Annotated in this window: 30 protein-coding genes; 16 read left to right on the forward strand and 14 right to left on the reverse strand. The window is 72.5% G+C overall.

Annotated elements, in window-relative coordinates; genetic code table 11:
* Positions 1-133: 133 nt before the first annotated feature.
* A complete protein-coding gene (locus tag ACH4D3_RS16890) occupies positions 134-712 on the forward strand; it encodes a 2'-5' RNA ligase family protein (RefSeq protein WP_398322521.1) in 579 nt (192 codons plus the stop codon).
* 33 nt (positions 713-745) lie between these two features.
* Here the strand turns inward: ACH4D3_RS16890 and ACH4D3_RS16895 are convergent, their stop codons facing one another.
* Both ACH4D3_RS16895 and ACH4D3_RS16900 read right to left on the reverse strand, forming a co-directional pair.
* Positions 746-1,501: a decaprenylphospho-beta-D-erythro-pentofuranosid-2-ulose 2-reductase gene (locus ACH4D3_RS16895; protein WP_398322524.1), complete on the reverse strand. Its 756-nt coding sequence runs from the start codon at positions 1,499-1,501 to the stop codon at positions 746-748.
* Between the two features lie 46 nt (positions 1,502-1,547).
* Complete coding sequence (locus ACH4D3_RS16900; protein ID WP_398322527.1) at positions 1,548-2,921, reverse strand: FAD-binding protein; 1,374 nt, start codon at positions 2,919-2,921, stop codon at positions 1,548-1,550.
* A gap of 142 nt (positions 2,922-3,063) precedes the next feature.
* Between ACH4D3_RS16900 and ACH4D3_RS16905 the strand changes: the two genes are divergently transcribed.
* Genes ACH4D3_RS16905 through ACH4D3_RS16920 form a run of 4 tightly spaced genes read left to right on the forward strand, consistent with a single transcriptional unit; the run spans position 3,064 to position 5,906 of the window.
* On the forward strand, positions 3,064-3,573 hold the full coding sequence (locus tag ACH4D3_RS16905; RefSeq protein ID WP_398322530.1) for a phosphatase PAP2 family protein: 510 nt from the start codon (positions 3,064-3,066) through the stop codon (positions 3,571-3,573).
* The gene (locus ACH4D3_RS16910; protein WP_398322533.1) at positions 3,566-4,519 is read left to right on the forward strand and encodes a decaprenyl-phosphate phosphoribosyltransferase; all 954 of its coding nucleotides are present in this window, start codon (positions 3,566-3,568) and stop codon (positions 4,517-4,519) included. Before ACH4D3_RS16905 ends, ACH4D3_RS16910 begins: the two co-directional genes overlap by 8 nt.
* Positions 4,513-4,986, forward strand: a complete 474-nt coding sequence (locus ACH4D3_RS16915) for a GtrA family protein (RefSeq protein WP_398322536.1) — start codon at positions 4,513-4,515, stop codon at positions 4,984-4,986. Before ACH4D3_RS16910 ends, ACH4D3_RS16915 begins: the two co-directional genes overlap by 7 nt.
* The gene (locus tag ACH4D3_RS16920; RefSeq protein WP_398322539.1) at positions 4,974-5,906 is read left to right on the forward strand and encodes a YihY/virulence factor BrkB family protein; all 933 of its coding nucleotides are present in this window, start codon (positions 4,974-4,976) and stop codon (positions 5,904-5,906) included. Before ACH4D3_RS16915 ends, ACH4D3_RS16920 begins: the two co-directional genes overlap by 13 nt.
* Here the strand turns inward: ACH4D3_RS16920 and ACH4D3_RS16925 are convergent.
* Entirely contained in the window at positions 5,854-7,140 is a 1,287-nt protein-coding gene (locus ACH4D3_RS16925; RefSeq protein ID WP_398322541.1) for a D-alanyl-D-alanine carboxypeptidase family protein, read from the reverse strand. The genes ACH4D3_RS16920 and ACH4D3_RS16925 overlap by 53 nt on opposite strands.
* A gap of 91 nt (positions 7,141-7,231) precedes the next feature.
* Between ACH4D3_RS16925 and ACH4D3_RS16930 the strand changes: the two genes are divergently transcribed.
* Both ACH4D3_RS16930 and ACH4D3_RS16935 read left to right on the forward strand, forming a co-directional pair.
* Positions 7,232-7,471, forward strand: coding sequence for an SCO4848 family membrane protein (locus ACH4D3_RS16930; RefSeq protein ID WP_003974124.1), 240 nt, complete (start codon positions 7,232-7,234; stop codon positions 7,469-7,471).
* 54 nt (positions 7,472-7,525) lie between these two features.
* A complete protein-coding gene (locus tag ACH4D3_RS16935; RefSeq protein WP_398322544.1) occupies positions 7,526-8,860 on the forward strand; it encodes a metallophosphoesterase in 1,335 nt (444 codons plus the stop codon).
* On the opposite strand, the gene ACH4D3_RS16940 is transcribed toward ACH4D3_RS16935, so the two are convergent.
* From ACH4D3_RS16940 to ACH4D3_RS16985, 10 genes are all read right to left on the reverse strand, one after another.
* Entirely contained in the window at positions 8,851-9,606 is a 756-nt protein-coding gene (locus tag ACH4D3_RS16940; RefSeq protein WP_398322547.1) for a TetR/AcrR family transcriptional regulator, read from the reverse strand. The genes ACH4D3_RS16935 and ACH4D3_RS16940 overlap by 10 nt on opposite strands.
* 11 nt (positions 9,607-9,617) lie before the next feature.
* The gene (locus ACH4D3_RS16945) at positions 9,618-10,106 is read right to left on the reverse strand and encodes a thiol-disulfide oxidoreductase DCC family protein (protein ID WP_398322550.1); all 489 of its coding nucleotides are present in this window, start codon (positions 10,104-10,106) and stop codon (positions 9,618-9,620) included.
* Positions 10,107-10,110: 4 nt separating this feature from the next.
* Positions 10,111-10,518 (reverse strand): hypothetical protein, encoded by a 408-nt coding sequence (locus ACH4D3_RS16950; RefSeq protein ID WP_398322553.1) that lies wholly within the window; start codon positions 10,516-10,518, stop codon positions 10,111-10,113.
* A 96-nt stretch (positions 10,519-10,614) separates the two neighbouring features.
* Positions 10,615-11,025 (reverse strand): VOC family protein, encoded by a 411-nt coding sequence (locus tag ACH4D3_RS16955; protein WP_159323981.1) that lies wholly within the window; start codon positions 11,023-11,025, stop codon positions 10,615-10,617.
* Positions 11,026-11,066: 41 nt separating this feature from the next.
* Positions 11,067-11,687: a Uma2 family endonuclease gene (locus ACH4D3_RS16960; protein ID WP_398322556.1), complete on the reverse strand. Its 621-nt coding sequence runs from the start codon at positions 11,685-11,687 to the stop codon at positions 11,067-11,069.
* 165 nt (positions 11,688-11,852) lie between these two features.
* Complete coding sequence (locus ACH4D3_RS16965) at positions 11,853-12,626, reverse strand: succinate dehydrogenase iron-sulfur subunit (protein WP_398322559.1); 774 nt, start codon at positions 12,624-12,626, stop codon at positions 11,853-11,855.
* Positions 12,626-14,380: a succinate dehydrogenase flavoprotein subunit gene (gene sdhA / locus ACH4D3_RS16970; RefSeq protein WP_398322562.1), complete on the reverse strand. Its 1,755-nt coding sequence runs from the start codon at positions 14,378-14,380 to the stop codon at positions 12,626-12,628. The genes ACH4D3_RS16965 and sdhA overlap by 1 nt, the downstream gene beginning before the upstream one ends.
* A gap of 19 nt (positions 14,381-14,399) precedes the next feature.
* Positions 14,400-14,882 (reverse strand): succinate dehydrogenase hydrophobic membrane anchor subunit, encoded by a 483-nt coding sequence (locus tag ACH4D3_RS16975; RefSeq protein WP_398322565.1) that lies wholly within the window; start codon positions 14,880-14,882, stop codon positions 14,400-14,402.
* 5 nt (positions 14,883-14,887) lie between these two features.
* Complete coding sequence (gene sdhC, locus ACH4D3_RS16980) at positions 14,888-15,268, reverse strand: succinate dehydrogenase, cytochrome b556 subunit (protein WP_003974113.1); 381 nt, start codon at positions 15,266-15,268, stop codon at positions 14,888-14,890.
* A 223-nt stretch (positions 15,269-15,491) separates the two neighbouring features.
* On the reverse strand, positions 15,492-16,001 hold the full coding sequence (locus ACH4D3_RS16985; protein WP_398322568.1) for a 2-oxo-4-hydroxy-4-carboxy-5-ureidoimidazoline decarboxylase: 510 nt from the start codon (positions 15,999-16,001) through the stop codon (positions 15,492-15,494).
* A gap of 230 nt (positions 16,002-16,231) precedes the next feature.
* Here ACH4D3_RS16985 and ACH4D3_RS16990 point away from each other — a divergent pair, with 230 nt between their 5' ends.
* From ACH4D3_RS16990 to ACH4D3_RS17025, 8 genes are all read left to right on the forward strand, one after another.
* Complete coding sequence (locus ACH4D3_RS16990; RefSeq protein ID WP_398322571.1) at positions 16,232-17,857, forward strand: glycoside hydrolase family 20 protein; 1,626 nt, start codon at positions 16,232-16,234, stop codon at positions 17,855-17,857.
* A gap of 117 nt (positions 17,858-17,974) precedes the next feature.
* Complete coding sequence (locus ACH4D3_RS16995) at positions 17,975-18,529, forward strand: hypothetical protein (RefSeq protein WP_398322573.1); 555 nt, start codon at positions 17,975-17,977, stop codon at positions 18,527-18,529.
* Between the two features lie 87 nt (positions 18,530-18,616).
* On the forward strand, positions 18,617-19,198 hold the full coding sequence (locus ACH4D3_RS17000) for a hypothetical protein (RefSeq protein ID WP_398322576.1): 582 nt from the start codon (positions 18,617-18,619) through the stop codon (positions 19,196-19,198).
* Between the two features lie 167 nt (positions 19,199-19,365).
* Positions 19,366-19,788, forward strand: coding sequence for a hypothetical protein (locus ACH4D3_RS17005; RefSeq protein WP_398322579.1), 423 nt, complete (start codon positions 19,366-19,368; stop codon positions 19,786-19,788).
* A gap of 126 nt (positions 19,789-19,914) precedes the next feature.
* Complete coding sequence (locus ACH4D3_RS17010) at positions 19,915-20,532, forward strand: RNA polymerase sigma factor (RefSeq protein WP_398322581.1); 618 nt, start codon at positions 19,915-19,917, stop codon at positions 20,530-20,532.
* Positions 20,529-21,344, forward strand: a complete 816-nt coding sequence (locus ACH4D3_RS17015) for a hypothetical protein (RefSeq protein WP_398322584.1) — start codon at positions 20,529-20,531, stop codon at positions 21,342-21,344. The genes ACH4D3_RS17010 and ACH4D3_RS17015 overlap by 4 nt, the downstream gene beginning before the upstream one ends.
* Positions 21,345-21,678: 334 nt before the next feature.
* Positions 21,679-22,341: an RNA polymerase sigma factor gene (locus tag ACH4D3_RS17020; protein WP_398322587.1), complete on the forward strand. Its 663-nt coding sequence runs from the start codon at positions 21,679-21,681 to the stop codon at positions 22,339-22,341.
* Positions 22,341-23,546 (forward strand): hypothetical protein, encoded by a 1,206-nt coding sequence (locus ACH4D3_RS17025; protein WP_398322590.1) that lies wholly within the window; start codon positions 22,341-22,343, stop codon positions 23,544-23,546. The genes ACH4D3_RS17020 and ACH4D3_RS17025 overlap by 1 nt, the downstream gene beginning before the upstream one ends.
* A 237-nt stretch (positions 23,547-23,783) precedes the next feature.
* Here the strand turns inward: ACH4D3_RS17025 and ACH4D3_RS17030 are convergent, their stop codons facing one another.
* Complete coding sequence (locus ACH4D3_RS17030; RefSeq protein ID WP_398322593.1) at positions 23,784-24,653, reverse strand: L,D-transpeptidase family protein; 870 nt, start codon at positions 24,651-24,653, stop codon at positions 23,784-23,786.
* A gap of 250 nt (positions 24,654-24,903) precedes the next feature.
* Here ACH4D3_RS17030 and ACH4D3_RS17035 point away from each other — a divergent pair, with 250 nt between their 5' ends.
* The gene (locus tag ACH4D3_RS17035) at positions 24,904-26,484 is read left to right on the forward strand and encodes a methylmalonyl-CoA mutase (protein ID WP_398322596.1); all 1,581 of its coding nucleotides are present in this window, start codon (positions 24,904-24,906) and stop codon (positions 26,482-26,484) included.
* Positions 26,485-26,526 lie beyond the last annotated feature (42 nt).

Consider the following 26,526-nt stretch of genomic DNA (forward strand, 5'->3'; position numbering starts at 1 on the left):
CACCGTCCGTGCGCCCCGGCATGCCGCCGTAGCGCTGCACATCACTCCGGTTGCGCCTGCCCACGGCACGGCGGTGGCCGTACAGTCGGTATCCGGGTGTCCACCCGAAGGACACACAACGACAGGAGACGAAGTGGGGACCGTAACGATCGGCGTGTCGATCGCGGTCCCGGAGCCTCACGGCAGCAAGCTCCAGCAGCTGCGCGCGGGCTTCGGCGACGCCGCTGCTCACGGCATCCCCACGCACGTCACCCTGCTGCCGCCGACCGAGGTCGACGGCGCCGCGCTGCCCGCCGTCGAGGCACACCTGGCGGAGGTGGCGGCGCGCGGCCGGCCCTTCCCGATGCGGCTGTCCGGCACCGGGACCTTCCGCCCGCTGTCGCCCGTCGTCTTCGTCCAAGTGGTCGAGGGCGCGGCGGCCTGCGCCTGGCTGCAGAAGCGGGTGCGCGACGCGTCCGGCCCCGTCCCCCGCGAACTGCAGTTCCCGTACCACCCGCACGTCACCGTGGCGCACGGCATCGGGGAAGCGGCGATGGACCGCGCCTACGAGGAGCTGTCCGACTACGAGGCCCAGTGGCCCTGCACCGGCTTCGCGCTGTACGAGCAGGGCGCCGACGCGGTCTGGCGCAAGCTGCGCGAGTTCCCCTTCGGCAGCGCCACCGTGCCCCCGCAGGCCGGCCGGGTGGAGACCGGCTCGCTGCCGACCCGGTAGGGCACCATCCGCCGGACAGGCCCTGGCCGCGCCTCACACCGGCAGCCGCCGGAACACCGCCCGCGGCAGGTGCCGCACCGCCGACATCACCACCCGCAGCGCGCCCGGCACCCACACCGTCTCCGAACGCCGCCGCAGCCCCAGCTCGATGGCCGTGGCCACCGCCTCGGGCGTCGTGGCGAGCGGTGCCTCCGCCATCCCCTCGGTCATCCGCGACCGCACGAACCCGGGCCGTACGACCATGACGTGCACGCCCGTGCCGTGCAGCGCGTCGCCCAGGCCCTGCGCGAAGGCGTCCAGTCCCGCCTTGCTGGAGCCGTAGATGAAGTTGGCGCGGCGGGCCCGCTCACCGGCGACGGAGGAGAGCACCACCAGCGAGCCGTGCCCCTGTGCCTGCAGGGAGCGGGCGGCGACCAGCCCGGCCGAGACCGCGCCGGTGTAGTTGGTCTGCGCGACCCGCACCGCGTTCAGCGGCTCGCGCTCGTCGTGCGCCTGGTCGCCCAGGATGCCGAAGGCCAGCAGCACCAGGTCGATGTCGCCCTCGGCGAACACCTTGCCGAGCGCCGCCTCGTGGGACTCGGGGTCCAGCGCGTCGAAGGCGACCGTGCGCACCTCGCCGCCGAGCCCGCGCAGTTGCTCGGCGGCCGCGTCCAGGGCGGGGGAGGGGCGCCCGGCCAGCCACACCGTACGGGTGCGGCGGGCCACCAGACGGCGCGCGGTGGCCAGCGCGATCTCGGACGTACCGCCGAGGACGAGGAGGGACTGGGGGAGGCCGAAGGCGTCCTTCACGGCTGCTCCAGACAGGTCGGGGGTGGCTGGTGCGGTGGCTGGTGTGTCAGAGGGCGAGGCGGCGGGCCAGGTCGGAGACGAACACCCCGCGCGGGTCCAGCTCCGCGCGCAGGGCGCGGAAGTCGTCCAGGCGGGGGTACATCGCGGCGAGCAGTTCGGGGCGCAGCCGGGAGTCCTTGGCGAGGTAGACCCGGCCGCCCGCGTCCGCGACCTCCTGGTCCAGCTCGTCCAGGAACGCGCCGAGCCCCGGCAGGCCCGCCGGGATGTCGAGGGCGAGCGTCCAGCCCGGGACGGGGAAGGACAGCCAGCCGGGGTCGGCCGCGCCGAACCGCTTGAGGACGGCCAGGAAGGACGGGCAGCGGCGGGCGGAGATGCGCCGCACGATCCGGCGCAGCGCCTCCTCGCGGCCGTGCCCGACGACGAACTGGTACTGCACGAAGCCCCCGCGGCCGTAGACCCGGTTCCAGTGCGGGACGCCGTCCAGCGGGTGGAAGAAGGCGGAGATCCGCTGAAGGCGGCCCCGGCTCTCCCGGGGGGCCTTGCGGTACCAGACCTCGTTGAACAGGCCCACCGTCGTACGGCTGAGCAGTCCGCCCGGGAGGAAGTCGGGGGTCGCGGGCAGGCGCGAGGTGCGGAAGGCCAGCGGCGCGCGCCGGGCGCGCGAGCGGGCGGGCAGCGCGTCCAGCGGGGCGTGGTCGCTGCGGGTGAGCACCGCGCGGCCGGTCGCCCGGCCGCGCGCGAGGAGGTCGATCCAGGCGACCGAGTAGCGGTAGCGGTGGTCGGTGGCGGTCAGCCGGGCCATCAGGTCGTCCAGGTCGCCGGCCCGCTCGGTGTCGACCGACATCAGCGCCGTCTCGACCGGCTGGAGCCGCAGCGTCGCGGTGAGGATCACGCCGGTCAGGCCCATGCCCCCCGCCGTCGCGTCGAACAGGGGCGTGCCCGGGGCGACGGTGCGGACCCGGCCGTCGGCGGTGAGCAGTTCCAGGGAGAGCACGTGCCGAGTGAAGGACCCCGACACGTGGTGGTTCTTGCCGTGGATGTCCGCGCCGATCGCCCCGCCCACCGTGACGTAGCGGGTGCCGGGCGTCACCGGCACGAACCAGCCGAGCGGCAGCAGGACCTCCATCAGCCGGTGCAGGGACACGCCCGCGTCGCACAGCACGGTGCCGCCCGCGGCGTCGACCGCGTGCACGCGGTCCAGGGCCGTCATGTCGAGCACGGCACCCCCCGCGTTCTGCGCCGCGTCCCCGTACGCCCGCCCGAGCCCCCGGGCGATGCCGCCCCGGACCCCGCAGTCCCGGACGGCGACGGCCGCCTCCTCGTACGTCCGCGGACGGACGACGAGCGCCCCGGTGGGCGCCGTGCGGCCCCAGCCGGTGACGGTGCCCCAGTCGGCGTCGGGAACGGTGTCGGCAGACATGGCGGTGACCGTATCGCCCCGTCTCTCCATGTGTGAATGATTGGTTCCAAAACATTCGGAGCATCCCTGAAACGGGTGATTAATGGTATGTCGCTCCGGCGTGCCCGCCTTCGCGTGCCGCGGGCGTGGACAGTGAGTCCACATGGACGACCTCGACGACATGGACCACCGGATCGTCAGCGCGCTCAGGGCCCGCGGAACCGACCCGCGCGTGGCCCGCGCCGCGCGCGCCCTGTCCTGGGCGGGGGAGCACGGGGCGCTGTGGCTCGCGGCGGGCCTCACGGCGGCCGCCGTGGACCCGCCCCGGCGCACGGCCTGGCTGCGCGGCACCGCCCTCACCGCGGGCGCCCACGTCGTCAGCATGGGCGTGAAGCGGGTCGTGCGCCGCCCCCGCCCCGCGCACGTCGTCCCCCTGGTGCGCACCGCGGGCCGGCACTCCTTCCCCAGCTCCCACGCCACCTCGGCCGCCGCGGCCGCCGTCGTCTTCGGCACCCTCGGGGTGCGTGCCGCCTGGCCGCTCGCCGCGGCGGTGTGCGCCTCCCGGCTGGTCGTCGGCGTCCACTACCCCTCCGACGTCGCCGCGGGCGCCGCCCTGGGCGCGCTCACGGCCCGGCTCGGCACCGGCTGGATGCGCGGAGGCACCCGTGACTGACACGGCCGTCCTGCGCCAACGCGCCCCCGAACAGCCGCCGAAGCCCGCTCCGCCGCGCCGGGCGAGACACGTCCCGGCCGGGCTGCTGCGCACCGCGCGCCCCCGCCAGTGGGTCAAGAACGTCCTGGTCGTCGCCGCCCCGGCCGCCGCCGGCGAACTGTTCTCCGCGCACGCGCTGGGCCGGCTCGCCCTCGTCTTCGTCCTGTTCACCGCCTGCGCCGCCGCCGTCTACCTGATCAACGACGCCCGAGACGCCGACGCCGACCGGGCCCACCCCGTCAAACGGCACCGCCCGGTCGCCGCCGGAGACGTCCCGGTGCCGCTCGCCTACGCCGTCGGCGGCGTCCTGGGCGTCCTCGCGCCCGTCCTCGCGGCCCGGCTGTGCCCGGCGCCCGTCGCGGCCCTGCTGACCGCCTACCTCGCCATGCAACTGGCGTACTGCGTCAGCCTCAAGCACGTCCTGGTCGTCGACCTCGCCGTCGTCACCACCGGCTTTTTGATGCGGGCGATGATCGGCGGACTCGCGCTCGGCATCCCCCTGTCGCGCTGGTTCCTCATCACGACCGGCTTCGGCGCCCTGTTCATGGTCGCCGCCAAGCGCTACTCCGAGGCCGTGCAGATGGCCGGGAAGCAGGGCGCCACGCGCGCGCTGCTCACCGAGTACACCACCGGCTACCTGCGTTTCGTCTGGCAGCTCGCCGCCGGGGTCGCCGTCCTCGGCTACTGCCTGTGGGCCATGGAGGAGGGCGGCGTCCCGCACGCCAGCGTGCTGCCCTGGCGCCAGCTCTCCGTGATCCCCTTCGTCCTCGCCGTCCTGCGCTACGCCGTCTTCGCCGACCGCGGCACCGCGGGCGAACCCGAGGACGTCGTCCTGCGCGACCGCGCCCTCGCGCTGATCGGGGTCGTCTGGCTCGCGATGTACGGCCTGGCGGTGGCCAATTGGTAGCCGACCGGCGCGAACTGCTGGGCTTCGCCTTCGCCGGCCTGCTCGCCTACGCCGTCGACCTCGCCCTCTTCACCTGCCTGCGCGGCCCGGCCGGACTCGACCCGCTCACCGCCAAGGCCCTCTCCTTCGTCGCGGGCTGCTCGGCCGCCTACGCGGGCAACGCGCTGGGCACCTACCGCCACCTCGGCCGCCCCCGGGGCCTGCGCCCCTGCGCGGTGTTCTTCGCCGTGAACGCCGCCGGCGCCGCCGTGCAACTGCTCTGCCTGGCCGTCAGCCACTACGGGCTCGGCCTCACCTCGCAGCGCGCCGACACGGTCTCCGGCGCCGGGGTCGGCATGGTCCTGGGCACGATCCTGCGCTTCTGGGGCACAAGGACACTGGTCTTCCGGTCCGCGGCCGGATCCGGAGGGCCCTCGGGATCATGGAACGCGACGAGCGAGGGCAGGGTCGGATCATGGACTGGCTGAAGAAGCTCCCCGTCGTGGGACCGTGGATCGCCCGCCTGATGACCACGCACGCGTGGCGCTCCTACGAGCGTCTCGACCGGGTGAAGTGGTCCCGGCTGGCCGCCGCCATGACCTTCACCAGCTTCGTCGCGCTCTTCCCGCTGCTGAGCCTGGCCGCCGCCGTCGCCGCCGCCACGCTGAACAAGCAGCAGCAGGACAAGCTCCAGGACACGCTGGCCGAGCAGATCCCCGGCATCTCCGACCAGCTGAACATCCAGGGCCTCGTCGACAACGCCGGCACCGTCGGCGTCATCGCGGCCCTCCTGCTGCTGTTCACCGGCATGGGCTGGGTCGAGGCCACCCGGGGCTGTCTGCGCGCCGTGTGGGAGCTGCCCGACGAGGAGGAGAACCCGGTCCTGCACCGGGCCAAGGACGCGGGCGTCCTGGTCGGTCTCGGCGGCGCGCTGCTGATCACCGTCGGCATCTCCACCGTCGCCTCGGCGCTGGTCGGCTGGATCATCCGCACGATCGGTCTCGCCCAGGGCGGGGTGGGAGGCGTGCTGCTCTACGTCGCCGCCTTCGCCGTCGCCGTGCTCGCCGACTTCCTGCTGCTCCTCTACGTCCTCACCCTGCTCCCCGGAGTCCAGCCCGAGCGCCGCCGCCTGGTGGTGGCCGCACTGATCGGCGCGGTCGGCTTCGAACTGCTGAAGCTGCTGCTCAGCGGCTACATCCAGGGAGTCGCGGCGAAGAGCATGTACGGCGCCTTCGGCGTCCCCGTCGCCCTGCTGCTGTGGATCAACTTCACCGCGAAGCTGGTGCTGTTCTGCGCCTCCTGGACGGCGACGGGCAGCAAGGCGCAGGAACTGGGGGAGCCGGGCGACCCGGACGTCACGGACGGGTCCGGCGACGGACCAGGTCCGGCAGCGGCCACTTCCGGTTGATCAGGAACGCACCGCCCGCGAGCAGCACCAGCACCCCCGCGGCGATACCGGCCGCGACCCCGGCCCCGCCGGACCCGTTCCCGGCCGGAGCGCCCGCCACCGGCTTCGCGCCCGCGGCGCCCTTCCCGGTGCCGCCGGCCTCACCGGAAGGCTCCGCCGAGGGGCTCGCCGCGGTGGCGCTCCTCGGCCCGACCAGCTCCCCCACCGGCCGCACCTTGCCGGCCGCCCGGAAACCCCAGTCGAACAGCCGGGCGGTCTCCTTGTAGACCTCGTTGTGCTCGTCCTTCGCCGGGTTCATCACGGTGACGAGCAGCACCCGGCCGTCGCGCTCGGCGACACCCGTGAAGGTGGAACCCGCGTTGGTGGTGTTGCCGTTCTTCACACCCGCGATGCCGGGGTAGACCTCGACGTCGTAGTCGCCCGCCAGGAGCCGGTTGGTGTTCTGGATCTCGAAGGGCTTACGGCTGGTTTTGCCCTTCTTGTCCTTCTTCGTCTCGCCCGGGAACTTCGCCCGGACCGTGGAGGCGTATTCGCGGAAGTCCTTCTTCTGCAGCCCCGAACGGGCGATGAGCGTCAGGTCGTACGCGGAGGAGACCTGCCCCGGCATGTCGTAGCCGTCGGGGCTGACCACGGTGGTGTCGCCGGCCTGCAGTTCCCTGGCGTGCGCGTTCATGTCCGCGACGGTCTTCTCGACGCCGTCGTTCATCGCCGACAGGACGTGCACGGCGTCGTTTCCGGAGCGCAGGAAGACGCCGAGCCACAGGTCGTGGACGGTGTACGTCTCCTCCTCCTTGATCCCCACCATGCTGGACCCGGAGCCGATGCCCGCCAGGTCGGACACCTCGACCTTGTGCTTCGTCGTCTTCGGCCACTTCGGCAGCAACGTGTCCGCGAACAGCATCTTCAGGGTGCTCGCCGGGGCCAGCTTCCAGTGCGCGTTGTGCGCGGCCAGCACGTCGCCCGACTCGGCGTCCGCGACGATCCACGACCGGGCCGTGAGGTCCTTCGGCAGCACGGGCGCCCCGCCCGCCAGGTCCACCTGCGTCCCGGGCTTCCCCAGCCGCGCGCCGCCCACGACCGACATCGACGCCGGCGGAGTGGCCGACGGACTCGTCGACGGACTCGTCGACGGGCTCGGGGCGGCCAGCGCGGCGGGGGAGAGGAGGGCGAGGGCGGTCAGGGCGGCGGAGGTGACCGTCAGGGATCGCCTGAGGGCCTTCTTGGGAGCGGGCACGAGCGGAAACGTACCCCCCGCGACCGGGTCGGTCCCACCCCCCTCCCCACCCCGCGCACGGATCAGGACAGCGTGCGGCGATACTGAAACCATGAAGCTCAGCCGCCCCGTCTCCTGGTTCCTGCTCGCTTTCGGGGTGTGGAGCTGGATCATCTGGATCACTTTCGTCAAAAACCTGGTCAAGGACGGCAGCGGGCTCGCCTTCGAGGACGGCGACCCCACGGCGTACTTCTGGGTGCACCTGCTGCTCGCGATCGTCTCCTTCGTATTGGGGACGGTCGTCGGGGTCATCGGGTTGCGCGGCGTGCGGGCACTGCGCCGAACGTCATAGGCGACGAGGACGTCACGGACGCCCTGGGCGTCCCAACCGAGGGGATACGACGGCATGGTGGTCGTCTTCGTGCTGGTCGCGTTGCTGATGGTGGGCGTCCTGGTGACGGCCAACTGGTATGTGTGGCGGCGCCTGTTCCGCGACACGACCCGTGCCCCGGGGCCGGTGCGCCGGATCGGCGCGGCCGTGATCGCCGGGGGCTGGCTGCTGGCGGTCGGGGCGCTGGTCGCCGAGCGCGCGGGCGCGCCGTTCTGGCTCCAGCGCGTGCTCGCCTGGCCGGGCTTCCTGTGGCTCGCCCTGTCGATCTACCTGCTGCTCGCGGTGCTCGCGGGCGAGCTCGTCCGGCCGCTGCTGCGGTGGTTCCTGGAACGCCGGGCGGCCGCGCGGCGGACGGCGGGGGCGGAGCCCTCGGTCACCCCGGCCGCGGACACCTCGCGCATACCGGCGGGAACGGCCCCGCCGAAAACGCCCGAGGCACCCGAGGCACCCGAGGCACCCGTGCGGCCCGTGACGCCCGAGGCGCCGGGTGCCGAAGCTGCGTCCGGGGGCAGCCCCCTCGCCGTGCCTTCCCGCCGTCTCTTCGTCTCCCGCGTCGTCGCCGGTGCCGCCGCCGCGGCGGCCGTCGGCACGGTCGGCTACGGCACGTACGGCGTGCTGAGCGGCCCGAAGGTGAAGCGGGTCACCGTGCCGCTGGCCAAGCTCCCGCGCGCGGCGCACGGTTTCCGCATCGCCGTCGTCAGCGACATCCACCTGGGGCCGGTGCTCGGCCGGGGCTTCGCGCAGAAGGTCGTCGACACGATCAACTCCACGCAGCCCGACCTCGTCGCCGTCGTCGGCGACCTGGTCGACGGCAGCGTGAAGGACCTCGGCCCGGCCGCCGCCCCGCTGGCCCAGCTCAAGGCACGGCACGGCGCGTACTTCGTCACCGGCAACCACGAGTACTTCTCCGGCGCCGAGCAGTGGGTCGCCGAGGTGCGGCGGCTCGGGCTGATCCCGCTGGAGAACGCCCGCACCGAGCTGCCCCACTTCGACCTGGCCGGTGTCAACGACGTGGCGGGCGAGGACGAGGGCCAGGGCCCCGACTACGACAGGGCCCTCGGCGACCGGGACCGCGCCCGCGCCTGTGTGCTGCTCGCCCACCAGCCGGTGCAGATCCACGACGCCGTCGACCACGGCGTCGACCTCCAGCTCTCCGGCCACACCCACGGCGGCCAGCTCTGGCCGGGCAACCTCATCGCGGGTGCCGCCAACCCGACGCTGGCGGGCCTGGACCGCTACGGCGACACCCAGCTCTACGTCAGCCGCGGCGCGGGCGCCTGGGGTCCGCCCACGCGCGTGGGGGCGCCCTCGGACATCACGGTGATCGAGCTGGCGTCCCGTCAGGCCTGAGGACCGGCATCCCGGGTCGGCTTCTTCGCGGGGTCCGGCATCATCTTCGTCATCCCCGGCAGGAAGTCCGTGAACAGCTCGTGCACCTCGCGCACCAGCGGGCGCAGCACCCGGAAGCGGGCCAGCACGACGCCCCGCGCGGTGAGCCGGGCGCCGCGCTCGGCGAGGCGGTAGCTGCGCTCGCGGTCCTCGGTGCGGTCGAAGATCCAGTACAGGACGAGACCCATCTGGGACAGCCACATCAGCTCGGGCAGGATGTCCCGCAGCTCCTCGGGCACCTTGGTCTTCGCCCCGGCGAGCACCGCGCGGTGGATGCCGATGGCCTCCACGCGCGCGTGCTCCGACTCCGGGGAGAAGGGGCTGAGCGGGCTGTCCGGGTCGGCGGCGTTCTTGAAGAACTGCACCGCGAACTCGTGGTACGGCGTGGCGATGTCCAGCCAGACCTTCAGCACGCCCGCCAGCCGGGCCTCCAGGTCGGTCTCCCTGGCCAGCACCTCGCGGACCGCCGCCCGGTGCTCGGCGGCGATCCGGTCGTAGAAGCCCTGGATCAGGTGTTCCTTGCCGGCGAAGTAGTAGTACGCGTTGCCGACGGAGACCCCGGCCTCCTGGGCGATGGCCCGCATCGTGGTCCGGTCGTAACCGCGTTCCTGGAACAGCCGCATGGCCGTCTCCAGGATCAGCGCGCGGGTCTGCTCGGACTTGCTGAGGTGGGCACCGTCGTCGGCGCCGTCGTTGATCGCAGGCACGGGTCCAGAGCCTATCCAGTGGTGCAGGTGCCGTCGGCACAGCCCGGCCCGGCGTAGATCCACCCCAGGCCCGGCTCGTACACCCAGCCGTCGGCGCGGCGGTACCCGTTGCCGCCCCACTGCCGCTGCCCGGCGCGCCACTTGGCGGCGGCCAGGACGGCTCCCCGGGCCAGCAGGGCGCCCTTGGGCGTGCTGAGCCGGTGGGCGAGCCTGCGGTACCGGCGCAGCGCCCACAGGACGACCACCCAGGCCGCGGCGCCCCGGTAGACCTGCCCGGCGTCGCCCACGGCGGTGACCTCGTCGAGGGTGGCCCCGTGGTCGAGCCCGGGGAAGCGCCTGCGCGCCTCCTGGGACGCGGCCGGGAGCAGCTCCAGCGGCACCAGCCGGGGCTGGCGCAGCAGCCAGTCCCGTACGTGGGTGCACAGGGCGCATTCGGCGTCGTAGAGGACGGTGAGCCGGCGCACGGGGGCGCCGGCCGTCGTCCCGGGAGCGGGAGCCATCGGGTCAGGCCCCGGCCGTCGGGGCCACCCAGCCCTGCGGCGGGACCGGGGGCAGCTGCTCCCGCTCCATCAGCCCGCGCCGCCGGATCTTGTTGAGCACGTACACGTTGCCCAGGTGCATCACGCCGAGCACCAGCAGCACCACGCCCAGCTTGGTCGAGAGCGCCTCGAAGATGCCCCGGGTGTCGGTGATCGTCTCGTCGTCGCTCAGGTAGAGGGCGACGAAACCGAGGTTGACGAGGTAGAAGCCGACCACCAGGAGGTGGTTGACGGCGTCCGCGAGCTTCTCGTTGCCGTGCAGGACGTCGGAGAGGAAGACCCGTCCGTTGCGGCTGAGCGTGCGGGCCACCCAGACGGTCAGACCGATGCTGACGACCAGGTAGATGACGTAGGCGATGACGGTGCGGTCCATGCCCCACCCCTTCTTGAACGCGTTCAAAACGCTGACAGGACTGACTGTAGACCTGTTTTTGAACACGTTCAAGCCGGATGCGGGATCGCCTGCGGCTCAGGGGCGGCGGCCCAGCTCCGGGCGCTTGGAGTAGTCCGTGAGGCCGATGACGTTGCCCCACGGGTCGGCGAACTCGACCGTCCAGCCGGTGGCCACGGGGAACGGCTCGTCCAGCGGCGGCACCCCGGCGTCCCGCAGCGCGCGGGCGGCGACCCGGGCATCGGTCACCTCCAGCCACACCCGTGCGGAGGGCCACATCGGCGGCTGCCGCCCGAACTCCTCCTCCGCCCGCAGCAGCAGCCCCGGCGTCTCTACGCCCACCTTCAGCAGCGCGATCCCGGCCTCGTCGAGCCGGTAGGCGACCGGGAAACCGGCCCGCTCGTAGAACCCGACGGCCTCACCGAGGTCCCCGACGGGCAGCAGTACGTTGTCGAACCCGAGCAGTTCGTACGACTCGTCATCTGACATGCCGTCAGGCTAGGACGATCGTCGCCCGGAACGGCTGATTGTCAGCCCTCGCCGGGCGCGCTCTTCGTCCGTCCGGCGGCAAGGATCTCGCCGACGTCCAGGGTGACCTCGGCCCCGAGCGAGTCGGGGAGGACGACGGTCTCACCGGGGGAGTGGACGCGGTGGGTGTAGTAGTCGGCGCAGTCCGGGTCGGTCAGGACGTGGAGGCGCTGGTGCTTGCGGTCGACGATCACGTAGACGGGGACCATGGCGGCGGCGTAGGCGGTGACCTTGGCCTTGAGGTCGTTCTTCCAGTTGCTGGAGGTGACCTCCAGGACGAGACGGAAGCAGACCGGGTCGTAGCAGTTGTTCTCGATGAGGTGGTCGTCGATGTCGGCGTCCACGACCGCCAGGTCGGGGATCGCGTAGTCGTCGGCGTTCATGGGCAGCCAGAGACCGATGCCCTGGTGCACCTCGGTTTCGCCGTCGTCAAGGCCCGCGGCGATGAACGGGCGCATGAGTTTGGTCAGGGCCCGCGAGTGCGGAACGTCCGGTGGCGGGGTCACAACGAGCTGGCCTCCGATGATCTCGACGCGGTACCCCGGATTGCGGTCCATGAGGAGGTTCGCCTCCGCGATCAGCGGAAGGTCGCCGTGGGGCAGCTCTACGGATGCTGCGGACATCGCGTGCCTCCTAGGGGCTGGTGTCGAGGCCATCATCGTAGGACGGAGGGTAGCCGTATGGCCCGTTGCCGACGGGTTCACCCGATGGTGTGGCATATGCCAGAGGGCCCCGCTTCCAGGGGAAACGGGGCCCTCACAGCCGTGAACCGGCGTACACCGACGGAGTCAGAAGCGGCGCGTGATCAGCGCTCGCTTCACCTCCGCGATGGCCTTGGTGACCTCGATGCCGCGCGGGCAGGCGTCCGTGCAGTTGAAGGTCGTGCGGCAGCGCCACACGCCGTCGCGGTCGTTCAGGATCTCCAGCCGCTGCTCGCCGGCCTCGTCGCGCGAGTCGAAGATGAAGCGGTGGGCGTTGACGATCGCGGCCGGGCCGAAGTACTGGCCGTCGTTCCAGAACACCGGGCACGAGGACGTGCACGCGGCGCACAGGATGCACTTGGTCGTGTCGTCGAAGCGCTCGCGGTCCTCGGCGGTCTGCAGGCGCTCACGCGTCGGCTCGTTGGTGTCCTTCGTGATCAGGAAGGGCATCACGTCCCGGTACGCCTGGAAGAACGGCTCCATGTCGACGACCAGGTCCTTGAGGACCGTCAGGCCCTTGATGGGCTCGACCGTGATCGGCTTCTCGGGGCTGAGGTCCTTGATCAGCGTCTTGCAGGCCAGGCGGTTCTTGCCGTTGATCCGCATGGCGTCCGAGCCGCAGATGCCGTGCGCGCAGGAACGGCGGAAGGTCAGGCTGCCGTCCAGGTCCCACTTGATCTTGTGCAGCGCGTCGAGGACGCGCTCCTTCGGGTCGATCTCCAGCTGGAAGTCTTCCCAGGACGCCTCGGCCGCGACCTCCGGGTTGAATCGGCGTACGCGGAAGGTGACCGTGATGTACGGGGAGTCGGCGAACCCGGGCTCGGGGGCCTGGTCGTTCTTCTCCATGACAGGGGTAGCCATCAGTACTTACGCTCCATCGGCTGGTAGCGGGTCTGGACGACCGGCTTGTAGTCGAGCCGGATGGACTCGGCGCCGTCGTCGCCCACCTCGCGGTACGCCATGGTGTGGCGCATGAAGTTGACGTCGTCGCGGTTGGGGAAGTCCTCGCGGTAGTGACCGCCGCGCGACTCCTTGCGGGCGAGGGCGGAGACCGCCATCACCTCGGCCAGGTCGAGCAGGTTCCCCAGCTCGACGGCCTCCAGCAGGTCGGTGTTGAAGCGCCGGCCCTTGTCCTGGATCGACACGTTCTTGTAGCGGGCGCGCAGTTCGGCGATCTTCTCCACCGCCGTCTTGATCGTCTGCTCGGTGCGGAACACCATGACGTTGGCGTCCATGCACTCCTGCAGCTCGCGGCGGAGCGTCGCCACCCGCTCGGTGCCGGTGGACGAGCGCAGCCGCTCGATCTGCTCGACGACCTGGGACTCCGGGTCCTCGGGCAGCTCGACGAAGTCCGCCTTCTGGGCGTACTCCGCGGCGGCGATGCCCGCGCGGCGGCCGAAGACGTTGATGTCGAGCAGCGAGTTGGTGCCCAGGCGGTTGGCGCCGTGCACGGACACGCAGGCGACCTCGCCGGCCGCGTACAGGCCGGGGACGACGGTGGTGTTGTCGCTGAGGACCTCACCCTCGACGTTGGTCGGGATGCCGCCCATGGCGTAGTGCGCGGTCGGCTGGATCGGGATCGGGTCCGTGTAGGGCTCGATGCCGAGGTAGGTCCGCGCGAACTCCGTGATGTCGGGCAGCTTGGCGTCCAGCTGCTCCGGCGGGAGGTGGGTGAGGTCCAGGTAGACGTGGTCGCCCTCGGGACCGCAGCCGCGGCCCTCGCGGATCTCCGTGTAGATGGAGCGCGAGACGACGTCGCGGGAGGCGAGGTCCTTCATGACCGGCGCGTACTTCTCCATGAAGCGCTCGCCGTCCTTGTTGCGCAGGATGCCGCCCTCACCGCGGGCGCCCTCCGTCAGCAGGATGCCCATGCGCCAGATGCCGGTCGGGTGGAACTGGAAGAACTCCATGTCCTCCAGCGGCAGTCCGCGCCGGTACACGGCCGCCTGGCCGTCGCCGGTGAGCGTGTGCGCGTTGGACGTCACCTTGAAGAACTTGCCGGTGCCGCCGGAGGCGTAGATCACGGACTTCGCCTGGAAGACGTGGATCTCGCCGGTCGCCAGCTCGTAGGCCACCACACCGGACGACTTCTTGACGCCGTCGACCTCGGTGATCAGCTGGTCCAGGACGTAGAACTCGTTGAAGAACTCCACGCCCTCCTTGACACAGTTCTGATAGAGCGTCTGGAGGATCATGTGGCCGGTGCGGTCGGCCGCGTAGCAGGACCGGCGGACCGGGGCCTCGCCGTGGTTGCGGCTGTGACCGCCGAAACGGCGCTGGTCGATGGTCCCGTCGGGCGTCCGGTTGAACGGCAGGCCCATCTTCTCCAGGTCGAGGACCGAGTCGATGGCCTCCTTCGCCAGGATCTCGGCGGCGTCCTGGTCGACCAGGTAGTCGCCGCCCTTGACCGTGTCGAAGGTGTGCCACTCCCAGTTGTCCTCCTCCACGTTGGCCAGCGCGGCGGCCATGCCGCCCTGCGCGGCGCCCGTGTGGGAGCGGGTGGGGTAGAGCTTCGTCAGCACGGCGGTGCGGCTGCGCTTGGTCGACTCGATGGCCGCGCGCATGCCGGCGCCACCGGCGCCGACGATGACGGTGTCGTACTTGTGTACCTTCATGATTTTCGCAGCCCCGTGCCTAGCGGATGTTCGGGTCGAAGGTGAAGATCACCAGCGTGCCCAGCAGGATGGTGAACACCGTGGCGGTGTAGAGCAGGCCCTTGAGCCACAGGCGGGTGTTCGGGCGCTCCGCGTAGTCGTTGATGACCGTGCGCAGGCCGTTCGCGCCGTGCAGCATCGCGAGCCAGAGCATCAGGAGGTCCCAGACCTGCCAGAACGGCGAGGCCCAGCGGCCCGCCACGAAGGCGAAGCCGATCTTGGAGACGCCGCCGTCGAGGACCAGCTGGATCAGCAGGTGGCCGATGACCAGGACGACCAGCACGACGCCGGACAGGCGCATGAACAGCCAGGCGGCCATCTCGAAGTTGCCCCGGGTGGACTTCGGGGTCTTCTTCGTGCGGGCGCGGGGCGCCTCGATGAGCGGCGCCGGGTTGTCGGCCGTGTAGAGGGAGGCGCCCTCGACGGGGCCGATCCCGGTGGCGGGGGATTCAGTCGTGGACATTGGCGTCAGCTCCCGAACAGTTCACGAGCGGCGTGGCCGAGGACGGGGTAGATCGCCCCGAGCATCAGCACGACCCACAGGGCGACGACGGTCCAGAGCATCTGCTTCTGGTAGCGGGCGCCCTTGACCCAGAAGTCGACGGCGATGACACGCAGGCCGTTGAGCGCGTGGAAGAGGATGGCGGCGACGAGGCCGTACTCCAGCAGCGCGACGATCGGCGTCTTGTACGTGGCCACGACGGTGTCGTAGGCCTCGGGGGACACCCGCACGAGAGCGGTGTCCAGCACGTGAACGAACAGGAAGAAGAAGATGAGGACGCCGGTGACTCGGTGAGCCACCCAGGACCACATTCCTTCCCGGCCGCGGTACAGCGTTCCAGCCGGCACGGAAATTTCCTCCGGGAGCGGGGATTGGGGCCGCGCCGGCTTTCCTTGTCGGTCGGGCCCGGCCGGGTACGGTCCACCGGCCCCCAGCATGGTAGCGACGTGTACCTGCGGTGCTTACAGGGGGCCTGCCGGTGTGATCAAAGTTGCACTCAAAGGAGCAGTGGGGTTGCCGCGGGGGCGGCTACTGGGGTGGGGGTTTGGGTGGTTTGCCGGGTGCGGGTGGTCAGTGGCTGGTCGCGCAGTTCCCCGCGCCCCTGAGCGTGCTGATCAATCTGCCTCTTGCCAGGTGCCGGAGTTCTTCAGCCGCTACCAGGCGTTCTTCGTCCAGGTCGTTGTTCAAACGTGACCGGATGGCTGCCAGGACGTGGTTCAGGGCCTCGTTGGTGCTCAAGTCGTCCAAGGAGATGACGAACACGTGTCCGAAGCGGGACTCGTAGGCCGCGTGGGCCGCGTTCAGCGCGGTGTGGGCCGCCGCGTAGGTGTCCTCGGGGAGGGCGGGCAGCGTCTCCGCCGCCAGGGCCTCGGTCAGGTCGTCCGGGGAGAGGTCGTAGGCCGCCTCGTCCGCTGCCGCCAGGAGGGCGGTGAGGTCCGGGTACGGGCGGTGGCCGGTGAGGCGGTGGGCCCAGGCGTGGGAGTGCAGGCAGGTGAGGAGGGTCTGGGCGGCCTCGTCGGCGGGGGCCGCGTTGAAGCGCTCCAGCGGGGTGGCCGTTGCCGGTGTGGCGCGTGTTTGCACAGGTACCGGTATGGCCACTCGGCGGGGGAGGTCTGGGAGACGGTGCGCAGGCAGCGTGGGTCCTCGTGGGCTTCACGTGTGTGTCGGCAGGGGATTGTGCGAAAGGTGTGGCGTCACGTTATCGAGTGACGGCAACGCGTGTCCGTCCGATGCCCGAATTTCACCCGAACGGGAGAGTTTCAGAACATGTGGTGGACGCATGACGGCAACAGCGACCTTAGGTTGGCGCTGTGAGCCAGCACGGAGGCCGGATACCGGCGCACAAGGTGAGACAGCGGGCCGTGATCGCCGGCGCGGTGGTCGCCGCACTCGGCGTGGGGGTCGGCCTGTGGGCCACCGACGGCGACGGCGGCGGTGACGGCGACCGGGAGGGCTCGGCGGCCCGGTCCTCCACCGGCGAGGCGGCCGCCCCCAGCCCCAGCCGGTCCTACCCGCTGTCCAAGGAGCCGCGCACCATACCCGCCGTGCGCGAGCACACCGCCGCGCGCGGCCCCGGCTGGCAGCCCGAGAAGGGGAACCGGGTCGTCGTCGCCGACTCCGGACTCGCCGACGAGGGCAAGCAGATCGCCGGCGAGCTGGGGATGACGTACGCGGGGGAGAAGGACGACGAGCGCGCCGGGGACCTGCTGCTCGACGTGAAGGCCGACAAGGGCGCGAACCCGGAGTCGTACACCATGACCGTGCGGGACGGCCGGGTCACCGTCACCGGGCCCGCCGAGGCCGGGGTCTACTACGGCACCCGCACCCTGAAGCAGGCGGTGGACGGCGGCGGCACCGCGCCGGAGGGCGTCGTGAAGGACGAGCCCGCGAAACCGAAGCGCGGCTTCTCGCTCGACATCGCGCGCAAGCACTACACCGCCGACTGGATCAAGGACCGGATCCGCGAGCTGGGCGACCTCAAGTTCAACGAGCTGGGCCTGCACTTCTCCGACGACCAGGCCTTCCGCGTCGAGTCCGACTCGCACCCCGAGATCGTCTCGGACGAGCACCTGACCAAGGCCGAGATGAAGGAGATCATCGATCTCGCCGCCTCGCGCCACATCACCGTCGTCCCCGAGATCGACTCGCCGGGCCACCTCGGCGCCGTGATCGCCGCGCACCCCGACCTCCAGCTGCGCAACGCGCAGGGCACGCCCACCCGCGGCGCCATCGACATCTCCAAGCCGGAGGCCGCGAAGATCGTCGACGACCTGCTGAACGAGTACGCCGACCTCTTCCCCGGTTCCCAGTTCCACCTGGGCGCCGACGAGTACCAGGCGCTCGTGGTGCCGGACCCGGAGGCGTCCTACCCGACGCTGGCCGCCGCGGCCCGCAAGGCGTACGGCTCCGACGGCACCGTCGCCGACCTCACCACCGGCTGGCTCAACGGCCGCGCCGAGACGGTCATGGCCCACCACCGCACCCCGCGCGCGTGGAACGACGGCTTCTTCAAGGACACGTCCGTCGAGCCGCTCAAGGACATCAAGGTCGCCTACTGGACCGGCAAGGAGATCGGCGCCCGCCCGCCGACCGAGTACCTGAGCGAGGGCCGCCAGGTCCTCAACTACAACGACGAGTTCCTCTACTACGTGCTCGGCCAGCCCCAGACGTTCGTCTACCCGACCGGCGAGCGCATCTACGAGCAGTGGACCCCGCGCGTCCTGCGCGGCACCACGGCCGTCGACGCCAAGTACGACGACCAGATACTCGGCGGCAGCTTCGCCGTCTGGGGCGACTTCCCGAACGCCCAGACCCAGGCCCAGGTCGCCGAGGGCATCCGGCTGCCGCTGGCCGCGACGGTCCAGAAGCTGTGGGACCCCGGCAAACCCGACCTGTCCTGGACGGACTTCGCGGCGCTGGCGAACCGGCTCGACTGACCCCGGCCGACCCGGCCGACCCGGGCAACACGCCGATTGGCCGATCCTGCTGCGAACTCCCGTACGGCTGTGGTGGTCTTTTGCCCAGCCGAACCGACACGCCGGGGGGACCGGGACATGGGCTACTGGGGGTACTTCGTCGTCGGCCGCGCCGAGCGGCCGCTCGCGGAGCTGGCGGCGCTGGCCGGTGCCGGGGACATGACCCTGCGCCGGACCGCGCCGGACGGCTGGCAGGTGTGGGAGTTCCCGGGCGGCGACGGAGACGTCGGGAACATGAACGACCTGGCCGGGCAGACCGGCGCGCCCGCGCTGTTCGGCTACGTGATGGACAGCGACTGCGTGGTCGTGGAGGCGGCGGCGCCCGAGAGCGGGGCGTGGACGACCTGCCTGGCGCGTACCGCCATGGCCGGATACCTGGGTGCCGAGCGGGACGGACTCACTCTGGAGGACTACTTCCTGGAACCCCGGGACGCCGCCGAGCGCGCCGTCGCCTGGGCCGCCGAGGCGGGGTGTGCCGCGAGCGCCGCCGAACTGGCGCGGGTGCTGTCGGACGACCCGGCTGCGGACGAGGGCGAGGAGGAGGACGAGGGCCGTGGGGTCCTCGCCTCTGGTCCGGTGGCCGAAAACCTCTTCTTCCGGTTCCTCGACCGGCTGGGCGTCGTGCCCCTGTGACACTCCCGGCCCGTCGCACGCAGTAAGGGTCAGTGCGGGCTCCGTGGTGATGAGCGGGGCGAAGCGGCGGGAACAGGGAGGCACCCGATGAGCCTGGTGGAACTGATCGCGCGGGCCGACGCACGCGGACTCGCCGCGAGCGGGCTGGCTTGTTTGGATCGCTGCGTCCCGCTGCTCGACGGCGACGACGAGGCCCTCAGACCCCTGTGGGCGACCCTCGCCGACGCGTCCGCCGACGCGATCGGTGACGCGAGGGGACCCGACTGGGCCGAGGCGCTTGCGCAGGTGCGGGACAAGCTCGCCGGCCCCGACGCCACGGGTGAGGACGAGGCCGTGGTGCTGGCCCGCCGCATGCTCGCGGCCGCGCCGGCCGAGTGCTCCGGCCCGGCGCTGCGGACGTGGGCCGACGCCTGTTCCGCCGCCTCGCTCCGCATCCACCGGCTGCTCGACCCGGCGGCCGGCGCGGCCCCGGAGGGCGAAGTCCCCCGCGACGCGGGCACCGAGGGACTCCCCCCGCTCGTCGCCGCCGAACTCCGCCGCCAGGCCGGCGTCCTGGAACTGCTCGCCGGGCACGGCGCGGCCGGGGTGCGTCCGGCCCTGGAGGTCTCCACGGAGGGGCGCCGCGTGCTGCGCGCGGTGGTCTCCCGCCGGGCGCGGGGACGGGGCTGAACGCCGGGGCCGCCGCCGGGACGTGCCTGTGACCGTCGTGCGGTGAACGCGCGGTGGCGGTGCGGCGGTCGTGGCGGAGGTGGGGCGGTCCTGCGCCGGTTGCGGAACGACCGCTTCCCACGTGTGACGCAATCCCGCGCCACGGCGCTATAGCCCATGTGACGACTGTGACCAGCGGATTGACGAGCGGATTGACGAACGGGACGACGAGCCCGCGGCAGCCCCGGCCGTCGGCCGCCGCCAAGCCGGTGCGGTGGGCGGCGGACGCGGTGGCCACGATGCGCGAGGGCGCGAGGCTTCGCCTGGACTACTCGGCGCAGAGCCTGTGGCGCGTGGACCGGATGATCGACGGCATCCGGAACGAGGAGGCGCCGTACGCCGCCGTGGAGACGGCGCTGCGCGGACTCGGCGCGTACGCCGGGGAGGTGATCGTCCGTCAGGCGGGCGGCGAGTGGTGGACGACCGGTGGCGACCACTGGGTCCGCACCCCGGACGGCCGCCTGTGGGACCCGATCGACGAGGCCTGCCGCTGCTTCGCCGGCGACGGGTCGCTCCGCCTGCTGTGCCGGGACGCGACGGCGGCCCGGTGACGCCGGGCGTCCGGGACCACCACGGCCCCCGACGTCCCTGTGACACTTCTGTGCGCGCCGACGCTGATGACCTTGGGGGGCGCTCACCCGAGCGCGCGGAGAACTCGGTACGGATGAGGACGGTTCTTGGGCCAGCGAGGGGAACCCCGCCGCGTACAGGCGTACGACGGGGAACTGGGCGCGGCTGTCGCACGGGCCCAGGAAGGTGACGAGGCCGCCTTCGCGGTCGCCTACCGGTTCGTGCAGCCCGGACTGCTGGGCTACCTGCGCGGCCTGGTCGGGGAGGACGCCGAGGACGTCGCGGCGGACGCCTGGCTGGAGATAGCCCGTGACCTGCGGCGCTTCCGGGGCGACGGCGCCGGTTTCCGGGGCTGGACGGCGACGATCGCCCGGCACCGGGCCCTGGACCACCTGCGGCGCCAGAAGGTGCGGCCGCGGCCCACGGCGCTGGAGCAGGACGTCCTGGACCTGCCCGGCCCGCACAGCACGCACGACCAGGTACTGGAGTCACTCTCCACCCAGGCCGCGCTCACCCTGGTCTCGGCGCTGCCGCGCGACCAGGCCGAGGCCGTGCTGCTGCGGGTCGTCGTCGGCCTCGACGGGCCCTCCGCCGCGCGGGTGCTCGGCAAACGGCCGGGCGCGGTGCGTACGGCGACGTACCGGGGGCTGAAGCGGCTCGCCCGGCAGCTGGGGGCCGACGGTGTGACGGATGACGGCCCCAGGACGCTGGGGGAGTCGACATGAGGGGCGCCGAGGGCGGCCCGGCGGACCGAGCGGGAGCGGAGGCGGGCATGGGTGCACGGCACGGGGAGGACGACGGACGTCGGCCCGCCGCGCTCGACGGCACCCGCCACGCGGAGGCGCTGCTCGCCGCGGCGCTGGGCGGGGAGCGGGCCGACGCCGAGGGCGAGCGGCGTGCCGTGGCCGCGTTCCGGGCCGCGCGGGAGGCGGAACCGGCCCGGGCCGTGCGCACCCGGCGCCGGGACGACTGGCGGCCGCGCGCCGGGCGGGGCACGGGGCGCACGCTGAGGACCGCGCTCTCCGTCCTGCTGGCGAGCATCACCCTGGGCGGGGTCGCGTACGCGGCCATGGGCGGGGGCGGCTCCGCCGCGGACGACGGCGGCCGGGACCGGGTGCGTCCGCCCGCCCCGACCGACGGCGCCTCGGTCCAGCCGGTCGCCACCCCGCGCGCCGCCACGCCCGCCCCCGCCACCACGGCCCCCGGTGCCTCCGCGTCACCGGAGCGCCCGGCCGCCGCCGCGGACGTCGAGGCCCAGTGCCGCGCCTACGAGCGGCTGGAGGGCCGCGGCGGGGCCCTGGACGCCACGGCCTGGCAGCGGCTGCTCACGGCGGCGGGCGGCGCGGAGCAGGTCGAGGCCTACTGCGCCGGGCAGCCCGCCCGGGAGACCGGAACAGGCCGGCCGAACGGCGAGGGCGACGGTGCGGCCGCCAACAGCGGTCAGGGAAGCGACGAGCAGGGAAGCGGAAACCAGGGGAAGGGCGACAGCGGTGGGACCGGCAACGCAGCGGAACCGACCCCCGGCCGGGGTCAGTAGCCCCCACCAGCGGCAACCGCGGCGGCCGAGGCAACGGCCGGGGCCGCCACCCCCCACAGGAGAGGCCCCGGCCGTCGCGCGGCACGGGCCGCGCGGCGGCCCGTACTCCCTTCAGCGCCGCGACTGCGTTTTCTGTCACACCTCACCGCGTCACGGGTTAGTTGCATCTTGTACGGCAATGCGAGGAGGACATGGACGAGTGGCGGTTTCAAGACGTAACGTGCCATTCGCGCCGGTGCAGCGGGAGACCACCGCGACCATCAACGGAGCAACCACGACGGCGAGGACCACGTCCGCGAGAGCGGCGCCGGTTTAGGCGCAGAAAGGCTTCTCGGTGCTGGGGGACGACGCGGAGCTGACCGCCGCGGTGCGTGCGGCACAGGACGGGGACGAGACCGCGTTCCGGACTGTGTACCGCGCCGTGCATCCGCGACTGCTCGGATACGTACGTACGCTCGTCGGCGAACACGACGCCGAGGACGTGGCGTCCGAGGCCTGGCTCCAGATAGCCCGTGACCTGGAACGGTTCGACGGCGACGCCGACCGGTTCCGCGGCTGGGCCGCCCGCATCGCCCGCAACCGCGCACTGGACCAGATCCGCATGCGCGGCCGCCGGCCGGTGATCGGCGGCGACGAGACGGAGCTGACCGGCAAGCCCGCGGAGTCCGACACCGCGGGTGAGGCCATGGAGGCGCTGGCCACCGGCAGCACCCTCTCCCTCATCGCCCGGCTGCCCCAGGACCAGGCCGAGGCGGTCGTGCTGCGCGTGGTGGTGGGCCTCGACGCCAAGAGCGCCGCCGAGACCCTGGGCAAGCGGCCCGGCGCGGTCCGCACGGCGGCGCACCGTGGCCTGAAGCGGCTGGCCGAACTGCTCGGCGGCGATCCGGAATCGGGCGGTGGGCTCGACGCCCTGCCGTCGCAGCGAGAACCGCGCGGTCGTGCGGCGACGTCCGCGAGTGTGACGCATACGCGTGCGCGGACGCAGAAGGACATGTGATGGCCGACGAGCAGGACAAGTGGCTGGACCGCGAAACGGCGGAGTTCCTGCTGCGCGGAGAGCCACTGGAGGGTGCCGACCCCGCGGTTCGCGACCGTGCGGGACGACTCGCCGCGGCCCTGGGTGCGCTCTCCGCCCTGCCGGCGCCGACCGGCGAGGAACTCCCTGGCGAGGCCGCGGCGTTGGCCGCCTTCCGCAAGGTGCGCGCCGAACGGGCCGACGCGTCGGCGCAGGCCCCGGCCGCCGCCGGGCACGGTGCCGGGGACCGGCCCTTTGGCGCCGGTCCCGTCCGCATCGGCTCGCCCGGCGAGGGCGCCCGGCGGCCGCGCCGGGGCCGCCCCCTGCGCCTCGGGCTGGCCGCCGCGCTGACCGTCGGCATGATCGGCGGCGTGGCGGCGGCGGCCGGAACCGGAGTGCTGCCGACGCCGTTCGACCGCACCGAACCGGAACCCGCCGCCACCGTCTCGGCCGCGGCCTCCCCCGACCGTCCGCTCGCCCCGCCCTCGCCGCTGGACGGGGTGCAGGGCGGGTCGGTGCCGGGTGCGACCCCGGGCGCGCCCGAGGGGGGCACCGCGCGCGACGGCGGCGAGACCCGGGACCGCGGCGCCGACGACCGGAACCCCGGCGGCTCCGACGGCCGGCGGTCGAGCCTCGCCGCGTCCTGCCGCAAGGTGCGCGCCGGCAAGGAACTCGACACCGCCCACCGGGGCGCGCTGAGGGAGGCGGCCGGGGGAGCCTCGCGGGTCGGGAAGTACTGCGGCGCTCTCCTCGCCGGAACCGGCACCGGCGGCCGGGACGGCGCCGACGGCGCCGACCGGGCCACCCCGGGAGGGCCGGTCCGGGAGGGCGAGCTCCGCGCGGACACCGGAGACGGCGACAGCCGGGGCGACAAGGGCGACGACGGCGGCAAGGGCGGCAAGGGCCCCAAGAGTGACGAGGGCGAAGGCAAGGACAACGGCAACGGCAACGGCAAGGACGAAGGCAAGGGAAACGGCCAGGGCAAGGGCGACGACGGTGACGACGGCGGCAACGGCAGCGGGAACGGCGACGACGCCGACGACGACGCCGACATAGCCCCGCCCCGGCGCGGTCCCCACCACCCCGCTCGCCCCCACCACCCCGACCGGGCCCACGGCCCGCACGCGCCCTCGTTCTCGGCCTACCAGCCCCGGCCGCAGCACACCGGCGCGCCCCACGCCGCGTAGCCTCGACAGCCCATCTGACCTGCACTTTCGCGGGCGGCGGGGGTTCTTCTCGCCGGGGGTGTGACACTTTCGGCCGCCGTGACGCAGTAATGAGTGAGCCGACTGGTCATCGGCTTTCGCACCGAGCCGGGGTTCCCCCCGTACCTGCGGCTCGTGCACCTCGGCGCGGGCGGGACACGTTCCCCCGGTCCCGCCCGCGCCCCATTCGCCGCCCGGCGGTCGTGCCGCCGCACCGCCTCACCAGTACACGACGACCTTGTCGCCGGTCTTCACCTGCGCGTACAGATCCGCGATCGCCGCCTCGTCCCGCACGTTGACGCAGCCGTGCGAGGCACCCGCGTAACCGCGGGCCGCGAAGTCGGAGGAGTAGTGCACGGCCTGGCCGCCGCTGAAGAACATGGCGTACGGCATGGCCGAGTCGTAGAGCGTCGAGACGTGGTGGCGGCTCTTCCAGTAGACCTGGAAGACGCCCTCCCGGGTCGGGGTGTACTGCGAGCCGAAGCGCACGGACATCGTGGACACGGTCCGCCCGTCGATCATCCAGCGCAGGGTGCGGCTCGACTTGCTGACGCACAGCACCCGGCCGCTCGTGCAGCGCGGGTCGGGCGCGGCGGCGGGCTGACCGCCCATCAGGTACAGCTCCCACCTGCCCGGCTCGTGGGACATCCCGAGCAGCCGCTGCCAGGTGACGGAGTCCGTCCGTCCGGTCCGCGGCAGCCCGCGCTTGCCCTGGAAGCCGCTGACCGCGCGCTCGGTCAGGTCGTCGTACGTCCCGGTCGGCCCGTCCACGAGCCACTCCACCTGGCGCAGCCGGGCCTGCAGCTCGCGGACGTCCCGGCCGGTGTCGCCCCGCTTCCACAGCACCCTGGCCGTCTCCGGAGCGGCCGGCGGCGCACTCGACGGCCGGTGCCGGTCCCGGGACGGCGTGCTCTTCGGCGTGCTTTTCGGTGTGCTTGTCGGCGGGTGGCCGGTGACCTCCATGCGCACCGGCGCGCGGCCCTTGCCTTCGGCCCCCGTGCCCTGCACGGTGCAGCCGGCCGCCACCAGTACGGCCCCCAGCGCGACGGCTGCCACCCGTCCCGTGCTCCCCATACCCGTCATACGCATCACGGCCCCCCGCCGTCTCACGGTCCTGCACCGACGTCCCCTGAGTTGTTCCCGCGGATGACGCGCCGCGAACGGCACGGCATCGTTGTGACCGGGACCGCACCGAGGTTGTGAGGAAGGTCCCAGCGTGGGCCTCTCCACCGGGTGCACGCGCGCGGATACAGTCCGTCGAAGTGCCGGACGGTATCGGCGAGCAACTGACGGGTAGTCCGAGCGGTACGAACATGTACTCAGCGGGAGGCATCACACCATGACGCGCGAGTCCGAGTCCGGGCTGCCCATCGAACCGGTCTACGGGCCCGACGCCCTGGCGGACTGGGAGGCGGCCGAGAAGCTGGGCGAGCCCGGGAAGTACCCGTTCACCCGGGGCGTCTACCCGTCGATGTACACCGGCCGGCCGTGGACGATGCGCCAGTACGCCGGTTTCGGCACGGCCACGGAGTCCAACGCCCGCTACAAGCAGCTGATCGCCAACGGCACCATGGGCCTGTCGGTCGCCTTCGACCTGCCCACCCAGATGGGCCACGACTCCGACGCGCCGATCGCGAGCGGCGAGGTCGGCAAGGTCGGCGTCGCCATCGACTCCATCGACGACATGCGGGTGCTGTTCGGCGGGATCCCGCTGGACAAGGTCTCCACGTCGATGACGATCAACGCCCCGGCCTCGCTGCTGCTCCTGCTCTACCAACTCGTCGCCGAGGAGCAGGGCGTGAGCGCCGACCAGCTCACAGGCACGATCCAGAACGACGTGCTGAAGGAGTACATCGCGCGCGGGACGTACATCTTCCCGCCGAAGCCGTCGCTGCGGCTGATCGCGGACATCTTCAAGTACTGCCGGGCCGAGATCCCGAAGTGGAACACCATCTCGATCTCCGGCTACCACATGGCCGAGGCCGGTGCCTCGCCCGCGCAGGAGATCGCCTTCACCCTCGCGGACGGCATCGAGTACGTGCGCACCGCGGTCGCGGCCGGCATGGACGTGGACGACTTCGCGCCCCGCCTCTCCTTCTTCTTCGTGGCCCGTACGACGATCCTGGAGGAGGTCGCCAAGTTCCGCGCGGCCCGCCGGATCTGGGCCCGGGTGATGCGGGAGGAGTTCGGCGCGAAGAACCCCAAGTCGCTGATGCTGCGCTTCCACACCCAGACCGCGGGCGTGCAGCTGACCGCACAGCAGCCCGAGGTGAACCTGGTGCGCGTCGCCGTGCAGGGCCTGGGCGCGGTCCTCGGCGGCACGCAGTCGCTGCACACCAACTCCTTCGACGAGGCCATCGCGCTGCCGACCGACAAGTCGGCCCGCCTCGCCCTGCGCACCCAGCAGGTGCTCGCCTACGAGACGGACGTGACGGCGACCGTCGACCCCTTCGCCGGTTCCTACGTCGTCGAGCGGATGACCGACGACGTCGAGGCGGCGGCCCTGGAGCTGATGCGCAAGGTCGAGGACCTCGGCGGCGCGGTCAACGCCATCGAGCACGGCTTCCAGAAGAGCGAGATCGAGCGCTCCGCCTACCGCATCGCCCAGGAGACCGACTCCGGCGAGCGGGTCGTGGTCGGCGTCAACCGCTTCCAGCTCGACGAGGAGGAGCCCTACGAGCCCCTCCGTGTCGACCCGGCCATCGAGGCCCAGCAGGCCGACCGCCTGGCCGCGCTCCGCGCGGAGCGCGACCAGCCGGCGGTGGACTCGGCACTGGCGGCCCTGAAGAAGGCGGCCGAGGGCGAGGACAACGTCCTGTACCCGATGAAGGACGCGCTGCGGGCCCGGGCGACGGTCGGCGAGGTGTGCAACGCGCTGCGGGAGGTCTGGGGGACGTACGTCCCGTCGGACGCCTTCTAGGGTCCTGCCCGTCGACGCCCTCCTCGACGGCGACGACCGACC

The organism is Streptomyces sp. NPDC018026 (assembly GCF_044327745.1).
Lineage (GTDB): Bacteria > Actinomycetota > Actinomycetes > Streptomycetales > Streptomycetaceae > Streptomyces > Streptomyces rubrogriseus.